Origin of the sequence: Chitinophaga qingshengii (genome assembly GCF_014529935.1) — a bacterium.
In the GTDB taxonomy this organism is placed as follows: domain Bacteria; phylum Bacteroidota; class Bacteroidia; order Chitinophagales; family Chitinophagaceae; genus Chitinophaga; species Chitinophaga qingshengii.
In genome coordinates this window covers 651,767-668,520 of the sequence record NZ_JACVFC010000002.1, presented here as the reverse complement: position 1 = coordinate 668,520, position 16,754 = coordinate 651,767, and the positions used below count along the sequence as shown (strand labels likewise).

Genomic DNA, 16,754 nt, shown 5'->3' with positions numbered 1-16,754 from the left:
AACTTATGATAAAAAACAACCTTTTAGTACTGGCTTTATCCCTCGGACTATTGTCCACGGCCGATGCACAACAACAAGACTGGAAAATTGCGGGTAACAAAATCACTTCTCCCTGGAGTGAAAAAGTAAACCCTGCTGCCGTATTGCCGGATTATCCCCGCCCACAACTGGAGCGTGGTAACTGGAAAAACCTCAACGGATTATGGCAATATGCTGTCCGGGAAAAAAACGCTGCCACACCCACTTCCTGGGATGGGAAAATACTGGTGCCCTTCGCTATTGAATCTGCTTTGTCCGGTGTAGGCCGTACTGTCGGTAAAGACAGCCTGCTGTGGTACCGCACCAGCCTCACGTTGCCGGCTGCCATGAAAGGTAAAAAGGTATTGCTGCATTTCGGCGCGGTAGATTGGCGTACAACCGTATACGTGAATGGTAAAGAAGCGGGTACCCACGAAGGAGGCTTCGATCCGTTCTCTTTTGATATTACCGCACTGCTGAAAAAAGGCACGCAGGAAATCACCATCAGCGTGTGGGACCCTACAGATGAAGGTCCGCAGCCCAGAGGCAAACAGGTAAAGAAACCTAACGGTATCTGGTATACGCCGGTAACCGGTATCTGGCAAACAGTTTGGGTAGAAGGTGTGGCCGATGCCTATGTTGCCGGCACTACACAAACACCGGACATCGACCGCAGTGAACTGACGGTGAATGCGGACATCCCTGGCCGTCAGCCAGGCGATATCGTGAAAGTGACCGCCTGGGACGGCAACACGCAAGTCGCTGCCGGTAACCTGGAAGCGCAACCACTGCAACTGAAAATACCGTCGCCTAAATTGTGGTCACCGGAATCCCCTTTCCTGTACGATCTGCGCTTCACTATCACCCGCAAGGGCAAAGTGATCGACGAAGTAAAGAGTTACTTCGCGATGCGTAAATCTTCTATCGGTAAAGACAACAACGGTGTACAGCGCATGTTGCTCAATAATCGTTTTGTATTCCAGTTTGGTCCGCTGGACCAGGGCTGGTGGCCTGACGGTCTGTATACCGCGCCTACTGAGGAAGCGTTGGTATACGATATCGCACAAACGAAAGCGATGGGCTTCAACATGATCCGTAAGCATATCAAGGTGGAACCAGCCAGATGGTACTACTACTGCGATAAAGTAGGTATGCTGGTATGGCAGGATATGCCCAGCGGCGACCTCGGTAATGGCTGGGAAATGCGCCCGGGTATTATCGACAGGGCATCTGACAAACAACGCAGCCCTGAGTCTGAAGCCTACTACCGCAAGGAATGGAACGCTATCATCAATACCCTGTATAACTTCCCTTCCATCATTGTATGGACGCCGTTTAACGAAGCCTGGGGACAGTTTAAAACCATGGATATTGTTGCCTGGACCATGCAGAAAGATCCTTCCCGCCTCGTGAATACGGCCAGTGGTGGCAACTTTTATCCGATAGGCCCCATCATCGACCTGCATAACTATCCCGAGCCGGCGATGCCTGATCCGGCTATTTATGGAGATAAAAGGGCTATCGTGCTGGGTGAATACGGCGGCCTGGGATTGCCGGTGGACGGGCATGTATGGCAACAGAAAGATAACTGGGGCTACCAGAGCTTTAAAAATGCAGATGACCTGTTTAAACGTTATGCCACTTTCACTGACAGACTGGAAGAGCTGATCAAAATCGGACTGTCAGCGGCGGTATACACACAAACTACGGATGTGGAAGTAGAAATCAACGGTCTGATGACCTATGACCGTAAAGTACAGAAGGTACCGGTGGAGAAACTGAAAGCGGTTACCCAAAAGCTTTATAATCCTGCGTTAGTAACGCTCAAACCCTAATATATGCGCTATTCCACGTTGTTCGCACTCTCTTCCATTATTGTTGGTTTTACACCGGCGAATGTTGATCATTCGCCGGTTACTACCGCCTTTAAAGCGCCGGTATACCAGGAATTGCCACTGGGCGCTGTTAAACCCAAAGGCTGGCTGCTGCATCAGTTACAAATCATGCGCGACGGCAGCAGTGGGCACCTCGATGAAATTCACAACAAAATAAAAAATGACAATGGTTGGTTAGGCGGAAAAGGAGACGGCTGGGAGGAAACTCCCTACTGGCTCGATGGCGCGGTGCCATTAGCCTATCTTTTGAACGATGCTGTACTACAGCAAAAAGTGCTACGCTATATAAACTGGACGCTGGATCACCAGCGTCCATCCGGTTATTTTGGTCCGCTTACCAAAGCGGAGCGCGAAAAGAATATAGCCATTACCGTTAATAACCCCGAGGCGGGAGAAGACTGGTGGCCTAAAATGGTAATGCTGAAAGTACTGCAGCAGTACTACACCGCTACCAACGACGCCCGGGTGATCCCCTTCATGAAAAAATATTTTCAGTATCAGCTGCAGGTTCTAAAAAAGTGCCCCATAGGCCAATGGACGGAATGGGCCACTTCCCGTGGCGCTGATAACGCCCTCATCGTACAATGGCTGTACCAGCAAACCAAAGACCCATCGCTGTTGGAACTGGCGGCCATTATACAACGCCAGAGTTATCCCTGGACCAACTGGCTGGGCAACCGCAGCTGGGCAATAGATGCGGCTACGCAGCAGGACGATCACCAATGGATGCACCGCCACGGCGTAAACGTAGGTATGGGCCTCAAAGACCCGGCGGTCAATTACCAACGTACCGGCGACCGGCGATACCTGGATTCCCTACATACCGGCTTCCATGACCTGATGACACTGCATGGCCTGCCCATGGGTATTTTCTCCGCCGATGAAGACCTTCACGGTAACGCCCCTACGCAGGGAACGGAACTCTGCGCTATCGTGGAGTCTATGTTCTCCCTGGAAGAAATCATCGGTATTACCGGCGATATCCGTTATATGGACGCGCTGGAACGGATGACCTTCAACGCCCTCCCCACCCAGACGACAGACGATTACAATAACAAACAATACTTCCAGATCGCTAACCAGGTACAGGTGAAAAAAGGGGTTTTTAATTTCTCCCTTCCGTTTGAAAGAGGCATGAACAACGTGTTCGGCCTGCGCAGCGGGTACACCTGCTGCACGTCCAATATGCACCAGGGCTGGACTAAATTCACCTCGCATCTGTGGTATGCCGCCGAAGGCCAGGGCCTGGCCGCACTTACTTATAGCCCGAATGAAGTCACGGCCAAAGTAGGCAAACAACAACAGCCGGTTACCATCCGGGAAGAAACCGCTTACCCTTTCGATGACCAGGTGCAGTTCATCTTTCAAACCCAGGGCACAGCCACCTTCCCTTTGCAGCTGCGTATCCCTTCCTGGTGTAAGGAAGCCATTATTACGCTCAACGGGCAGCCGCTGCGGCGCGACAAAGGCGGGCAAATCATCACCCTGCAACGGACCTGGAAAAACAACGATCAGCTGACGTTGCAGTTACCCATGGAGGTAACGGTATCCAGTTGGGGGCGTAATTCCCGTGCGGTGGAAAGAGGCCCGCTCGTATATGCATTGAAGTTATCCGAACGTTGGGAGAAAGCCACCGATGAGCAGGAAGGCAGTTATTTCAGCATATTCCCGGAAGGGGCCTGGAACTTCGGCCTGTTGGAAAAATCCGTGAAAGCGCCTGCCGCTAATTTTAGTGTTCACAAGGACAAACCGGTGACCGCCGACTTTGTCTGGAACCTGGAACACGCCCCGGTGAGTATTACCACCACTGCCAAAAAAATACCGGCCTGGCAACTGGTGGACGATGTGGCGCCGCAGCCAGTCACCACCAGGGAAGGCACTTATAAGGGACCCACTTCCACCGAAGAAGAAACCATCACGCTGGTCCCTTACGGATGTACCAAAGTAAGAATCGTAGCATTCCCCGTAGTCAGATAGGCACTAGTCAGCAGCACTTTTTTCAACGATGACAAAACTGAAACGTAACTAACAGCCACCCGTCGGGCAGGCCCCAGGGTGGGAAACCAAAATCACCCAAATAGCTTCGTTATGAAAACACCATTACCATTTCCGGGCTTTGCCCGGAACCTACCCCTTATTGCCATCTGTTTACTGTTATGGAGTGGAATACCCGCAATGGCGGCGGATATTCCCGTCACCGGTAAAGTCACGGACGAGAAAGGCAGTCCGTTGCCCGGCGTCAGCGTCAGCGTAAAAGGCACTACCAAAGGTGCTTCTACCAATGAACTGGGCATCTTTTCCCTCACGGTACCCGATGAACATGCGGTCCTTGTTTTCAGTTATGTCGGTTATCAGCGTAAAGAATTACCGGCTATTTCCGGTAAACCTATGCAGGTACAAATGGAGCCGGATAACAAAGGGCTGGGTGAAGTGATTGTGGTGGGCTATGGTACCCAGCGTAAGGAATCCGTTACCGGTGCGGTATCTGCGGTGACGGCCAAAGACCTGGAACGGGTACATGGTTCTACCGTCAGCGCCACGCTGGCAGGTAAAATTCCCGGTGTCAGCTTTCGTATGCCCGATGGGCGGCCCGGCGCTTCTGCCAATATCCAGATCCGCAACATGGGTAACCCGCTGTATGTCATTGACGGTATACAGAAAGATGCCGGCCAGTTTAACAATATCTCTCCCAACGACATTGAAAGCATCACGGTACTGAAAGACGCATCCGCCGCTATTTATGGCGTACGCGCGGCCAACGGTGTGATCGTGGTCACAACCAAACGCGGTCGTACCGGCAGTGGTAACCTTATTAACGTAGACGGATATACGGGATGGCAGAACTGGTCACGCTTCCCTAAAACAGTCGGCGCCTACGAATGGATGCTGGGCAAAGCCGATGCAGAAATGAACCGCGAAAACCCCGGTACCCAAATCACGCCCGCTGAACTGGAGAAATGGAAAGCCGGCACGGAAAAAGGCTACCAGAGCTTCGACTGGTACGATTTTATCATCAAAAAAAATGCGCCGCAACGCTCCATCAACGTAAATGCTACCGGTGGTTCTGAAAACATCAATTACTATCTCTCCGTTACCCGGCTGGACCAGAAATCAGTATTGGGGCGTGAATTCGATTTTAACCGCACCAATATCCAGAGTAACGTGGACGCACGTATTACCAAACGCCTCAAAGTTGGGGTACAGATCAACGGTCGTATTGAAGAACGGGACAACCCCGGCGTACCGGGTGTAGACGATTACTGGGCGCCCCGCTTCGCCTTGTTCCGTAACCGGCCTACAGAGCGGCCTTACGCGAATGATAACCCTGCCTATCCCAATGATATCGGTCATAATACCGAGAACTGGGCCTTGCAGACCAAGGCGCTTTCCGGCTACTGGACAGAAGACTGGCGCGTACTGCAAACCAACCTCACCGGAGAATATACCACTCCGCTAAAAGGGCTTACCCTGAAAGGTTTGTACTCCTACTATTTCGCCGACAGGCTCATGAACGGTCACGAATACACGTACGATACCTATACGTTTTATCCGCAGGACAGCACCTACCGCCGTACCGGCGGCAGTTCCAATCCCTGGCGGGAACGCGGTACCCGCAAGATCCTCGAACAGGTAACACAGGGACAGGCCAATTATACCAATACTTTCGGTAAACACAGCATCGGCGCCACTTTTGTGGCGGAACGCATTGCCCGCCGGGAGATAGAAGTATGGGTACACGCTGTTCCCAAAAACAATGTATTGCCACTGATCCAGTTCGCCGATATGGATACCTACGACGACAAGGATTTTACGGAGGCGCGTATCGGTTATATCGGGCGGCTGAACTATGGCTATGCCGATAAATATTTTGTAGAAGTAGCCGGCAGAAGTGACGCTTCCTGGAAGTTCGCACCAGACCGGCGCTGGGGTTTCTTCCCTTCTGTATCTGCCGGCTGGCGTATTACAGAAGAAGGTTTCTTTCGTCGCCTCACCGGCCGTAACAGTATCCTCAGCGACCTGAAAATCCGCGCTTCCTACGGAGAGCTGGGCGATGATGACATCGGTATCGGCGCCTACGACTATATGCCGGGGTATAACTACAACACATCCAAGGTTATCCTCGATGGCCAGGTGGTGGTGGGCTCGGCGGATAAAGGAGTCCCAAATAACCGCCTGTCCTGGTTTGTATCCCGCATCACGGATATCGGTGTCGACTACTCGTTGTGGAACGGTAAGGTAACCGGTGCGGTGGACTATTTCTATCGTAAACGTACAGGTCTGCGGGGGCCTAAATACGATATCCTCGTGCCCAGTGAAATCGGTTACTCGCTGCCGGAAGAAAACGTGAACAGTGATGCACAGGTAGGCGGTGAAATATCGGCGGCCTATAACGGAAAAGCAGGTCAGTTGCAGTTTACCGTGGGCGGTAATTTTTCGTACTCCCGTGGCCGTTTCCTGCAGTCCTACAAACCTTTGTGGGGCAACTCACTGGACCACTACTACAGTTCACAGGAAAACCGCTGGAGTGACATCTTCTGGGGATATGAGGTAATCGGCCAGTTTAAATCACAGGAGGATATCAATCATTATCCGGTGAATATTGATGGTAAAGGAAATAAAACACTATTGCCCGGTGACCTCATTTATAAAGATGTTAACGGCGACGGTGTCATCGATGGACAGGATGTGCGCCCCATCGGCTACCAGACTGGTAAAAATCCCACTATCGGCTTCGGTTTCAATATCGCCCTTCGCTGGAAAGGCATTGACTTCGCGGCGGACTTCTCCGGCGGCGCCCTGTATTCTTTCTCACAGAACTGGGAAATGCGCTGGCCGTATCAGAATAATGGCAACCTGTTACGCCAGTTCTATGATGACCGCTGGCACCGCCAGGACCCGTTTGATGTGAATAGTCCCTGGGTACCGGGTAAATACCCGGCGCTGCGTTTCAACGACGGTGGTCATAGCAACTATAACAAACCTTCTACTTTCTGGCTCACCAATGTGCGTTATCTCCGTCTGCGGACGATGGAGCTGGGATATACGCTGCCACAGCCCTGGCTGGACAGGGTCAAAATTAAAAAGGTAAGACTGTATGTAAATACCTACAACCTGTTTTCGATTGATAATGTGAAAAAGCTGGGCATTGAACCGGAGATAATCGATGAGAACGGACTACAGTATCCGCAGAATAAATTTATCAATGTAGGCTTCAATCTCACTTTCTAAAAGCTATTTTATGAAGACATATTGTTTGTATCTACTGTTGATGCTAACCTTATTCGGATGTGTGAAAAGCAATGACGATTTTCTGAACCGCCCTCCCAGCAATATCCTGCTGGATGAACAGGTATGGAAGGACGAGGTGTTGGTATTGTCTGTGATCGCCAATTTATACGATCGTTACCCGGATTATCAAACCATCGAAAACTGGTCGGAGTTCGCCGCTTTTGATGAAGCGTTTGCCTCCGAATCCGGTCAGTACGGCCGTCACAAAAACCAGCAATACGGCTATGGCACCTGGAGCTACTGGAACTACGGGTATATCCGTGAGTTAAACCTGTTTATCGATAAATGTGGTAAAGCTAACCTGCTGAAGCAGGAGGTGAGAGACCGTTTCCTGGCTGAGGCCCGTTTCCTGCGCGCCAACGTATACTTCGAACTGGTGAAACGTATGGGTGGCGTACCACTGATACTGGAGCCGCTGACCTACGATTACAAGGGCGATCCCGGCGCACTGCAAAGGCCGAGGGAAAAGGAATCCGGGATATACGATTTTGTGCTGAAAGAAATGGATGCCGTGATGCAGGTATTGCCTGATGATGCCGGTATCAAAAGCAGGGCTACCAAAGGTCTCGCTTTGGCCCTGAAAGCCCGTGCCGCCTTGTATGCCGCGTCTATCGCCAAATATGGCGCTACCACGCCGCAGGTGTCTTTGCCTGGCGGAGAAGTAGGTATTCCTGCCGCTATGGCTGATGGATATTATACGACAGCGTTACAGGCGGCCCAACAAATTATCAGCAGCGGCAAATATGCGTTGTACAATAAAAAGCCGGATAATCTCTCTGAAAATTTTGCCGCACTGTTTTATGATAAAGGCGGTAATTCCGAAGTCATCTTCGTAAAGGATTTTAAACTGCAAAGCGGTAAAGTACAGGAGTGGACATTGGCCAACCAACCGCGTTCCCTGGCGGAAGAACAACAGGGTGGGCGGTTGAATCCTTCCCTCAACCTGGTGCAATGTTTCGAAAAACTCGACAATACTTTTGCACCTTATATGACCAATGCGGCCAACGGAGATTATATCTATTATGATAAACCCGGGGATATTTTTGCCGGCCGGGATGCGCGTTTAGCCGGTACCGTTATTTTACCGGGTACCGAGTTTAAAAGCAAAAAGGTAGACATCTGGGCCGGCTATATCCTGAAAGATGGCAGTATTGTAACGGCCAATAATTTCGGCGGTCAGGCGTCGTTGGGTGGCAACCTGGTGCAGGTAGTGGGTTTCGATGGCCCGATCGATAATCTCGAATTCAGCGCGCAGACCGGGTTCTACGTCCGCAAATACCAGGACCCTGCTGTTGGTTCCGGACGTATCGGTACCAAAAGTGAAGTCTGGTGGGTGCGGTACCGCTATGCGGAAGTACTGCTGAATGCAGCGGAAGCCGCTTTTGAACTGGGCGATAAAGCCACGGCGGCAGGGTATCTCAACCAGGTAAGGGCGCGTGCCGGTCTCATTGTACCCCTCACTGCTGCCGATATTACTTTCGATCGCATCGTGCATGAAAGGAAAGTGGAACTGGCTTTTGAAGGTCATCAGTTGTGGGACATGAAACGATGGCGCCTGGCTCATGTAGTGTGGGATGGATTATCGGCCGATTTAACCAAACATCCGGAAAGCGCGAAATCCGCCAGTACCCGTGTGTTTGGGTTGTTGCCCTATCGTATCTATAACCCTGGTACACCGCAGGATGGTAAATGGGTGTTCAAAAAAGTATTGCCCAGTAATGTTACCAGTGCGCATCAGTTCAGATTGGGCAACTATTATTCCTTCATCGGCGATGATATCCGGAACAACAACCCGTTGGTGGTTAAAAATCCAAACCAGTAAAACCGTATCACATGAAAAACAGTTTATTTCTCGTTATAGCATTACTGCTCGCCGCTTCCTGTAAAAAGGATAATTATGCCGCTCCCGGCAGCAGTTTCAAAGGCCGCATCGTATACCAGGGCGAAGCGGTGAACGTGAGTCAGGGAGAGGTGGTTTTTGAATTATGGGAATCCGGTTGGGGAAAACGTACGCCCATCAACGTTGCCGTAGCGCAGGATGGTTCTTTCTCCGCCTTGCTGTTCGATGGCAATTATCAGCTGGTATTGCCCAAAGGGCAGGGTCCTTACCTTACCCCGCCGGACCATGCCGATACTACGCAGTTACCGCTGAAAGGCGACCGTAATATGGACATAGAAGTGCTGCCCTATTACCTGGTCAGGAACGCGAAAGTGAGCGCCAGTGGCCGGCAGGTAACGGCCACCTGCAAGCTGGATAAAATCATTACGGATACCCGTGCCAGGAATGTGGAACGTATTACCTTATACGTGAACAGAACCCAGTTTGTGGATGGTATCAATAACATCGCTGCGCAAACGCTGAATGGCGCCGATATTCAGGACCCGGCCAATATCACCTTACAGGTAAATGTACCGGTTATCAACCCGGTGCAGGCATCTGTATTTATTCGTATAGGGGTGAAGGTAGAAGGGGTGGAGGATATGGTTTTTTCGCCACTGATAGAGCAAAAATTGTAAAGGACAGGGAACAAGGACAACCATGTCTGAAACAAAGAAAAGCCAGGAACATTTCCTGGCTTTTTTTCGTTAAGTATTGTCATCTTTTATGTTAAGTTTCATGATGTGGTTTGGGAGATAAAATTATACTATATGATTTATTTCAAATGTATGGACATGCCCGGATTATTAATATAGATTAATCACAATTCTTAAGATAGGTTATTGGGATGTTGGTAACAGTAGTGCGATTTTTGCTGAGCAATTTGACAGAAGGAATCATGTTCCAGACTTAATCGTTTCCTACCTGATATTCAATTTGTTTCTATTTATTAACAACTTCAAAAAACCAAAAAAATGAGCAAAATTACCGTAAAAGATGGCACCGAGATCTATTATAAAGATTGGGGAACTGGTCAACCGCTGGTCTTTCATCATGGCTGGCCATTGTCAGCCGATGATTGGGATGCCCAGATGACCTTTTTCCTGCATCAGGGATTCAGGGTCATCGCTTTTGATCGCAGGGGGCATGGAAGATCGACGCAGACGGCTATCGGTCATGATATGGATACCTACGCATCGGATGTAGCGGAGCTTGTTAAGGCGCTGGATTTAAAGAATGCTGTACACATCGGTCACTCAACAGGAGGGGGAGAAGTGATCCGTTATGTGGCGAAATATGGACAAGGGCGTGTTGCGAAAGCGGTACTGATAAGTGCAGTTACTCCGATCATGGTTAAAAATGAAAAAAATCCGGATGGTGTTCCTATGTCTGTATTTGATGAAATACGTGCCAATACAGCTACAAACCGGGTACAATACTTCCAGGATTTCACCATTCCTTTCTACGGTTATAACCGGGAAGGCGCTAAAAAATCACAGGGCGTTATGGACAATTGGTGGCGTCAGGGAATGATGGGGGCCATCATAGCGCATTATGACTGTATCAAGGCATTTTCTGAGACTGACTTTACAGAAGATCTTAAAAGTGTTGAGGTACCGGTGCTGGTAATGCATGGCGATGACGACCAGATTGTTCCTATTGCTACCACAGGCATAAAAGCAGCTGGACTATTGAAAAACGGCAGGCTGATTACCTATCCTGGTTTCCCGCATGGAATGCCTACCACCGAAGCTGCTACTATCAATGCAGATCTCCTGGCCTTTATCAAGGGATAGACGACGTTATAAATTATTCAGTACAGCATTAGCCCGGAAAAACTCCGGGCTAATGCTGTTGATAGTAGCGCCTAACGAAATCTTAATGTAGATTAACATCGGTTCTTAACCTGGTTCATAGGTGAAACCATCATGGTAATGGAGCTTTGTGGTATAAAATACGAAAGCGATGGCACAATACACCTACCATAAGGCAGAGACCCGTGGACATGATCATCATGACTGGCTGGACAGTAAAAAAACGTTCAGTTTTGGAGACTATTATAATCCAAAGAGAATGGGATTTGGTGCCCTTCGGGTACTGAACGACGATACGTTACCGGGAGGTAAAGGGTTTGGTCTTCATCCCCACGATAATATGGAAATCATCAGTATCCCCCTAAAAGGAAGTCTGAGGCATGAAGATTCTGCAGGAAATAAAGCGGTAGCGAATACCGGTACTGTACAGGTAATGCATGCCGGTAGCGGCTTGTTTCACAGTGAATATAATAACAGCGCTGATGAGATAGCTGAATTTCTGCAGATATGGGTGTACCCCGAAGAACTGAATACGGCACCGCGTTATACCCTGGGTAGATTGTCTTATGATACGGCCCCCAACCAGTTACACACGTTTATTGCTCCGGATGGGATCAGCATTCGCAAAGATGTGTGGATGAGCATAGGGCAATTTGCCAATGATGTTTCTCTTACTTACCAGGTTCACAAACCAGGTAATGGTATGTATGTGTTTGTTGTGAATGGTCGCTTCTCTATCGATGGAAAGGTACTATCGGCAAGGGATGGCCTTGGCGTGTGGGACGCCGGGGGTATTGACATAAAAGTGATGGATTCAGATTCCCGGCTACTGGTGATGGAAGTACCGATGATTATTTAACCATCATAATTTTATCTCCATGGAAAATACGATACAATTAAAGCTGCTTGCCATAGGGTACGATGCTGCCATTATGAAGGTAGTTGACAGATTGTTGAACAGCCATACCGGATGGAACGGGGTTGTTGCATTCACAAAAGCAGCCGGACTAAAAAACATAGTCGATGAAAAGTATGATGCGGTGTTGTTATGTGTAGGTGTAACGATAGCAGATGAGCAAGTGATCCGGGAAGCAGTGGCTATACGTCATTCAGCCACAATTGTAATAAGACATTACGGAGGCGGCAGCGGGCTTCTTGAAAACGAACTGCGTGCCGCTCTCGATCACAATAACCAATAATAACTAAGATAATGAACAAACAAATACAGGACATCCACCATATTACAGCTATTGCTGCCGATGCCCAGCGCAATTATGATTTTTATGCCAGGGTACCTGGACTGCGAATGGTTAAAAAAAGAAATTGCCCCCGCCACCACACACCATTAAAGACAGAATCAGGCAGGCTGGTGTTTAGCTGACAGGCAACCGGACTGCGTTGTTTTCTTTTGTATGGTGTTTCTGACTTTACTGAGAAATTCCGGCGATACCCCCAGGTAACGGGCTATCTGGTTTTGTGGCACACGTTGTACCACCTGGGGGTATTTTTCAATGAATGCAAGGTATCGCTGCTCCGCCGTTTGTGATACAAGGCTATGAAAACGACGTTGCAGCGTAAAAAGAGAACGTTGCATCAACAACCTGAACAAGGTTTCAAACTTCGGTATTTTTTCGTAAAGTGTCGCCTTGCTTTTATGGTCAAGGATTAACAGCTCACAATCCTCCAGTGATTCAATGAACATATTGGAAGGTGTCTGCCCGGTAAAGCTGGACGGATCACTCACCCACCAGTCTTCAATAGCAAAGGAGAGAATGGTTTCCGCGCCCTCGTCACTCAGGTAATAGGTGCGGATACACCCTTTAACGATATAGGCTTCAAAATCGCATATTTCCCCCTCCTGCAGCAGGTAGGTGCGTTTCCGGACACGTTTGAATTTGAGCAGGGAATGGAACTGCTGCTTTTCTTCCGGCGAAAGAGAGATGATACGGTCTACAAATTGATCAATACGTTCAAACATAGTTATAAAAAGATATGATATCAGATCAGGTACTGCTCCCGTTTGTATGTCAGGGAACGAAGTACTATAGCCAAAGTTTATACCTTGTTGTATGTTGTTGATTATCAATTATGTATTTTTGATTTGAAAGATGTCGTTTTACGATATACCGTAATTTTATGAAGACTTTTGTTATTATTGCAACTACATTGGTCTGGTTGTTACAGGAGCCCTGATGCTTTAGTAGCAAGCTGTCCACTTAATTAAGTGATACGCTGGGATTTATGGATACAGATACCTCGGAAAAGAAAGAACTTGAAATCCTGCTTTGTCTTTCCAAGGCGATAGCGGCAGCAAGGCATCGTGCTGATCTTTGGGAAATCATCAATGAACAATTACTGGAGACGTTTGGTGCCAGTTACTATACCATTTGCCTGATCAATGAAGATGGAGTTACGCATAGTCCTTTTCTCTATAGTACTGAAAAGAAGATACGTACCATTACCGGGGAAAACCCCATCATCCACCAGCGGCACCCTGTTCATGACGGTATATTTGACCGGGCCATAGAGGCGGAAGAACCGGTACTATTCAATATGGAAAGGCTGGTCCGGCAAAAGGATATTCCTGCGTATATTATTCACTGGTATAATGCCGGTGTGAAAGAAATGATGCTGGTAAGGATTTGTAATGGTAAAGAGCCTAAAGGGGTACTGTACCTCTATTCCAGGAAGACAGGCGTACTCTCCGGGAATCGCGACAGTTTTCTTAATGGTATTGCAGATCATTTGGGTACAGGTATTTCCAATATTCTCGCCAATGAAAAAATAGTGCAGCAACTAACGGAAATCCGGAAATATAAAACCCGGCTGGAGCAAGAGAATAGTTATCTGAAAGAAGAATGGAAAAAGGAGCGGCATCTTACCGGTAACACAGTGGGCAGCGCAACTGCCATGAAGGAAGTGTATGACCTGGTTTCAAAGGTGGCCCCTTCTGAAGCTACGGTGCTGATCCTGGGAGAAACGGGAACGGGAAAAGAGTTGGTGGCGCACCAGGTACATGAGGCGTCACGCAGACGGGATAAACTGATGATCAAGGTGAACTGTGCTGCTATTCCAGTCAACCTGGTGGAAAGCGAATTGTTTGGGCACGAGAAGGGGAGTTTTACCGGGGCGTTGGAAAGACGGATTGGCAAGTTTGAATTGGCAAATAACAGCACGCTATTCCTGGATGAAATAGGAGAGTTACCCATGGAAATGCAGGCCAAATTGTTAAGGGTCTTGCAGGAAAAAGAAATTGAACGTATCGGGGGGAAGTCTGTGTATAAAGTAAATGTGCGCATTATTGCAGCTACCAATAAAAACCTGGAAGCCGAAGTACAGGCCGGCCGTTTCCGCAGTGACCTTTATTATCGCCTGAATGTATTCCCGGTCGTATTGCCGCCATTGAGAGAACGAAGAGAAGACATACCTGCACTGGCTGCCTTTTTTATGGAGAAGTATGCTACCAACGCAGGTAAAAAAATCACCGGCATAGCCCCGAAAGTGATGGCAAAATTAATGGCATACCCATGGCCGGGTAATATCAGGGAGCTGGAACACCTGATTGAAAGAACGGTGTTGCTGACATCCACCCACCATATCACGGAAGTAAGCCTGCCTGTCAAAAATAAGGTACTGTCGTCGCAAATGGGAATGGAAACGCAGGTGCGTTCCCTGGCAGATGTGGAACGGGAGCATATCCTGCATATGCTGAAATTGTCAAAAGGCAGAATATCCGGTCCCCATGGCGCTGCCGCCAAACTACAGCTGCCTTCCACCACCCTGATCTCAAAAATGCAGAAGTTGGGTATCCGGAAAGAACACTTTGTGGATATACAGCAGCAGGGCAACTAAGAGATATCCCTGGTTTTGTTGGCAGACAAGTCCAGCTTGCCGGAGGTAAAAGCCCAATATGTCCAGAGAAGGGCACATAACATCAATGCACCTTCCGGCCAGCAGAACGAAAGCAGGAAGGCCGACAGATGTACCGGTATGCCATATTGATAATTCCTTTTGATTTTACGGATGGCGACCTGGCTGATCTCCGGCCGAAGCAGGTCTTTATGCCGGCTGGCGATACCCCACAGCAAATTAAAGGCGAGGTTGATCAGCACAAATAAACCGGTATAAATAGCTACCGCTACAGATAAAGAGGGGGTGCCGTAATAACGGGCCAGCAACGCAGTAGGGTATGATATACAGCTGGCAAGGAACAGGATGAGACCGTTGGTAAACATCAGTGCGCTGTCCCGCCGGTATATCTGTTTGAATATTTTATGGTGGTTGACCCACATAATAAAAATGCTGAAGAAAGACAGGCTGAAGGCCAGGAAGGACGGCCATTTCGCTATCAGGCTTTTTACCAATGCCTGCCGGTTGCTGCCTTCAATATCGGGGATATGTAATTCCAATACCAGCAGGGTGATAGCAATCGCAAATACACCATCGCTGAAGCCTTCTATTCTTGCCGTTTCCTTTTCCATGGACAGATCATTTATAAATAGTTTTTATTCCCAGTTTTTTCATCTTTGAATACAATGTCTGCGCTGGTATCCGAAGGATATCAGCAGCGCCCTGTTGACCGGATACCCGTCCATTACAGGCTTTCAGCACTTTCATGATATGTAACCGTTCCATTTCTTCCATTGTTTCCAGTTTCCCTTCGGCATGTATCAGCGGAGCCGGCAACTCCGGGATATCTATGGCATGTATCATTGCGCCGCCTGCAAGAATATACTGTCGTTCTATCACGTGCTCCAGCTCCCTGATATTACCGGGCCAGTCATGCTGCTGAAGTGTTTGCAGTGCTGCTTCGCTGATACCGGCTATTTCGCTCCCGGCATTGTCTGCAAATCTTTTTAGAAAATGAATGGCTAATGCATGGATATCTTCCTTGTGTTCGCGCAGCGGAGGAAGCGTAATCGGAAATACATTGAGCCGATAATACAGGTCGAGCCTGAACCGCCCCTCGGCGACTTCCTTTTCCAGGTTCCTGTTGGTGGCGGCGATTAAACGTACATCCACTTTAATGACCTGACCGCTGCCCAGTTTCTCTACCTCTTTTTCCTGCAGGGTACGGAGTAACTTCACCTGCGCTTCGGGAGGAAGTTCCCCTATTTCGTCGAGGAAGAGTGTGCCACCGTTTGCCTGTTCAAATTTTCCCGTGTGTTGCTGGATGGCGTCGGTGAAAGCGCCGCGTTCATGGCCGAATAACGCTGATTCCAGCAGGGAAAAGGGTAATGCGGCGCAATTGACAGTGACAAAAGGTTTGTGCTTCCTGAGTGAATTTTTATGGATGGCACGGGCAAAACGTTCTTTGCCCGTACCGCTTTCTCCGAGTAATAGGACGGACGTATTGGTGGTGGCCACTATATTTGCCTTATCCAGTGCCTGTTTCATGGCCTGGCTGCAACCGATAATATTCGGATCGAAAGTGGTTTCCGCTGTTGGTACAGGCAGGGTGTCTTTTATCATACCGGTTTCCACACCATGACGATAGCGGGCAATATCGAGCATCACGAAAAGGTCTTTCTCCCGGAAAGGCTTTACCAGGAAACCATAGGGCTGTGTGGCTTTGGCGGCTTCAAGTGTTTGTTGGTTGGTATTAGCCGATATATAAAGGAAAGGAATACGCTGTTGCAGCAGTTCTTTGGCCAATTCAATGCCGCTGGTAGGTGTTTTGAGTATAATGTCCAGTAATACCCAGTCAGGTTTCTTTTGCTGGATCAGTATCCTCGCCTGCTCAACGGATGGGGCGATACCGCATATCTCATAGCCGCCTTTGATCAGTATCATTTTCAGATCATTGCCGACAATGAATTCGTCCTCCACGATCAATATCTTTTCTTTGCGGTCCATAGC

General features: G+C 48.8%; 12 protein-coding genes. 9 read left to right on the top strand and 3 right to left on the bottom strand.

Features of this window, described 5'->3' with window-relative positions:
• The first annotated feature begins 5 nt into the window (after window positions 1-5).
• From ICL07_RS17940 to ICL07_RS17905, 8 genes are all read left to right on the top strand, one after another.
• Window positions 6-1,853 (top strand): glycoside hydrolase family 2 protein, encoded by a 1,848-nt coding sequence (locus tag ICL07_RS17940; RefSeq protein ID WP_188089402.1) that lies wholly within the window; start codon window positions 6-8, stop codon window positions 1,851-1,853.
• A 3-nt stretch (window positions 1,854-1,856) separates the two neighbouring features.
• Window positions 1,857-3,890 (top strand): beta-L-arabinofuranosidase domain-containing protein, encoded by a 2,034-nt coding sequence (locus tag ICL07_RS17935; protein ID WP_188089401.1) that lies wholly within the window; start codon window positions 1,857-1,859, stop codon window positions 3,888-3,890.
• Between the two features lie 111 nt (window positions 3,891-4,001).
• On the top strand, window positions 4,002-7,142 hold the full coding sequence (locus ICL07_RS17930) for a SusC/RagA family TonB-linked outer membrane protein (RefSeq protein ID WP_188089400.1): 3,141 nt from the start codon (window positions 4,002-4,004) through the stop codon (window positions 7,140-7,142).
• A 10-nt stretch (window positions 7,143-7,152) separates the two neighbouring features.
• Complete coding sequence (locus ICL07_RS17925) at window positions 7,153-9,024, top strand: RagB/SusD family nutrient uptake outer membrane protein (RefSeq protein ID WP_188089399.1); 1,872 nt, start codon at window positions 7,153-7,155, stop codon at window positions 9,022-9,024.
• Window positions 9,025-9,035: 11 nt separating this feature from the next.
• The gene (locus ICL07_RS17920) at window positions 9,036-9,719 is read left to right on the top strand and encodes a DUF3823 domain-containing protein (RefSeq protein ID WP_188089398.1); all 684 of its coding nucleotides are present in this window, start codon (window positions 9,036-9,038) and stop codon (window positions 9,717-9,719) included.
• 336 nt (window positions 9,720-10,055) lie between these two features.
• The gene (locus ICL07_RS17915; protein ID WP_188089397.1) at window positions 10,056-10,877 is read left to right on the top strand and encodes an alpha/beta fold hydrolase; all 822 of its coding nucleotides are present in this window, start codon (window positions 10,056-10,058) and stop codon (window positions 10,875-10,877) included.
• Between the two features lie 169 nt (window positions 10,878-11,046).
• Entirely contained in the window at window positions 11,047-11,754 is a 708-nt protein-coding gene (locus ICL07_RS17910; RefSeq protein WP_188089396.1) for a pirin family protein, read from the top strand.
• A gap of 19 nt (window positions 11,755-11,773) precedes the next feature.
• Window positions 11,774-12,094 carry a hypothetical protein gene (locus ICL07_RS17905; protein ID WP_188089395.1) on the top strand — a complete coding sequence of 107 codons (321 nt, stop codon included), beginning with the start codon at window positions 11,774-11,776 and terminating at the stop codon, window positions 12,092-12,094.
• Between the two features lie 158 nt (window positions 12,095-12,252).
• On the opposite strand, the gene ICL07_RS17895 is transcribed toward ICL07_RS17905, so the two are convergent.
• On the bottom strand, window positions 12,253-12,873 hold the full coding sequence (locus ICL07_RS17895) for a Crp/Fnr family transcriptional regulator (RefSeq protein ID WP_188089394.1): 621 nt from the start codon (window positions 12,871-12,873) through the stop codon (window positions 12,253-12,255).
• A gap of 263 nt (window positions 12,874-13,136) precedes the next feature.
• On the opposite strand from ICL07_RS17895, the gene ICL07_RS17890 reads away from it, so the two are divergent.
• Window positions 13,137-14,747: a sigma-54-dependent Fis family transcriptional regulator gene (locus ICL07_RS17890; protein WP_188089393.1), complete on the top strand. Its 1,611-nt coding sequence runs from the start codon at window positions 13,137-13,139 to the stop codon at window positions 14,745-14,747.
• On the opposite strand, the gene ICL07_RS17885 is transcribed toward ICL07_RS17890, so the two are convergent.
• Together ICL07_RS17885 and ICL07_RS17880 are read right to left on the bottom strand one after the other, a co-directional pair.
• Window positions 14,744-15,376 (bottom strand): TMEM175 family protein, encoded by a 633-nt coding sequence (locus ICL07_RS17885; protein WP_188089392.1) that lies wholly within the window; start codon window positions 15,374-15,376, stop codon window positions 14,744-14,746. The two genes, ICL07_RS17890 and ICL07_RS17885, sit on opposite strands and share 4 nt — an antisense overlap.
• 7 nt (window positions 15,377-15,383) lie before the next feature.
• Window positions 15,384-16,751, bottom strand: a complete 1,368-nt coding sequence (locus tag ICL07_RS17880; RefSeq protein ID WP_188089391.1) for a sigma-54-dependent transcriptional regulator — start codon at window positions 16,749-16,751, stop codon at window positions 15,384-15,386.
• Between the last annotated feature and the right edge of the window lie 3 nt (window positions 16,752-16,754).

Excerpts from the sequence above, each read along its gene's own strand:
- ICL07_RS17920 (WP_188089398.1), top strand. The coding sequence starts at position 9,036 with ATGAAAAACAGTTTATTTCTCGTTATAGCATTACTGCTCGCCGCTTCC.
- ICL07_RS17885 (WP_188089392.1), bottom strand. The coding sequence starts at position 15,376 with ATGGAAAAGGAAACGGCAAGAATAGAAGGCTTCAGCGATGGTGTATTT.
- ICL07_RS17905 (WP_188089395.1), top strand. The coding sequence starts at position 11,774 with ATGGAAAATACGATACAATTAAAGCTGCTTGCCATAGGGTACGATGCT.
- ICL07_RS17895 (WP_188089394.1), bottom strand. The coding sequence starts at position 12,873 with ATGTTTGAACGTATTGATCAATTTGTAGACCGTATCATCTCTCTTTCG.
- ICL07_RS17925 (WP_188089399.1), top strand. The coding sequence starts at position 7,153 with ATGAAGACATATTGTTTGTATCTACTGTTGATGCTAACCTTATTCGGA.
- ICL07_RS17930 (WP_188089400.1), top strand. The coding sequence starts at position 4,002 with ATGAAAACACCATTACCATTTCCGGGCTTTGCCCGGAACCTACCCCTT.
- ICL07_RS17935 (WP_188089401.1), top strand. The coding sequence starts at position 1,857 with ATGCGCTATTCCACGTTGTTCGCACTCTCTTCCATTATTGTTGGTTTT.
- ICL07_RS17880 (WP_188089391.1), bottom strand. The coding sequence starts at position 16,751 with ATGGACCGCAAAGAAAAGATATTGATCGTGGAGGACGAATTCATTGTC.
- ICL07_RS17915 (WP_188089397.1), top strand. The coding sequence starts at position 10,056 with ATGAGCAAAATTACCGTAAAAGATGGCACCGAGATCTATTATAAAGAT.
- ICL07_RS17910 (WP_188089396.1), top strand. The coding sequence starts at position 11,047 with ATGGCACAATACACCTACCATAAGGCAGAGACCCGTGGACATGATCAT.
- ICL07_RS17940 (WP_188089402.1), top strand. The coding sequence starts at position 6 with ATGATAAAAAACAACCTTTTAGTACTGGCTTTATCCCTCGGACTATTG.
- ICL07_RS17890 (WP_188089393.1), top strand. The coding sequence starts at position 13,137 with ATGGATACAGATACCTCGGAAAAGAAAGAACTTGAAATCCTGCTTTGT.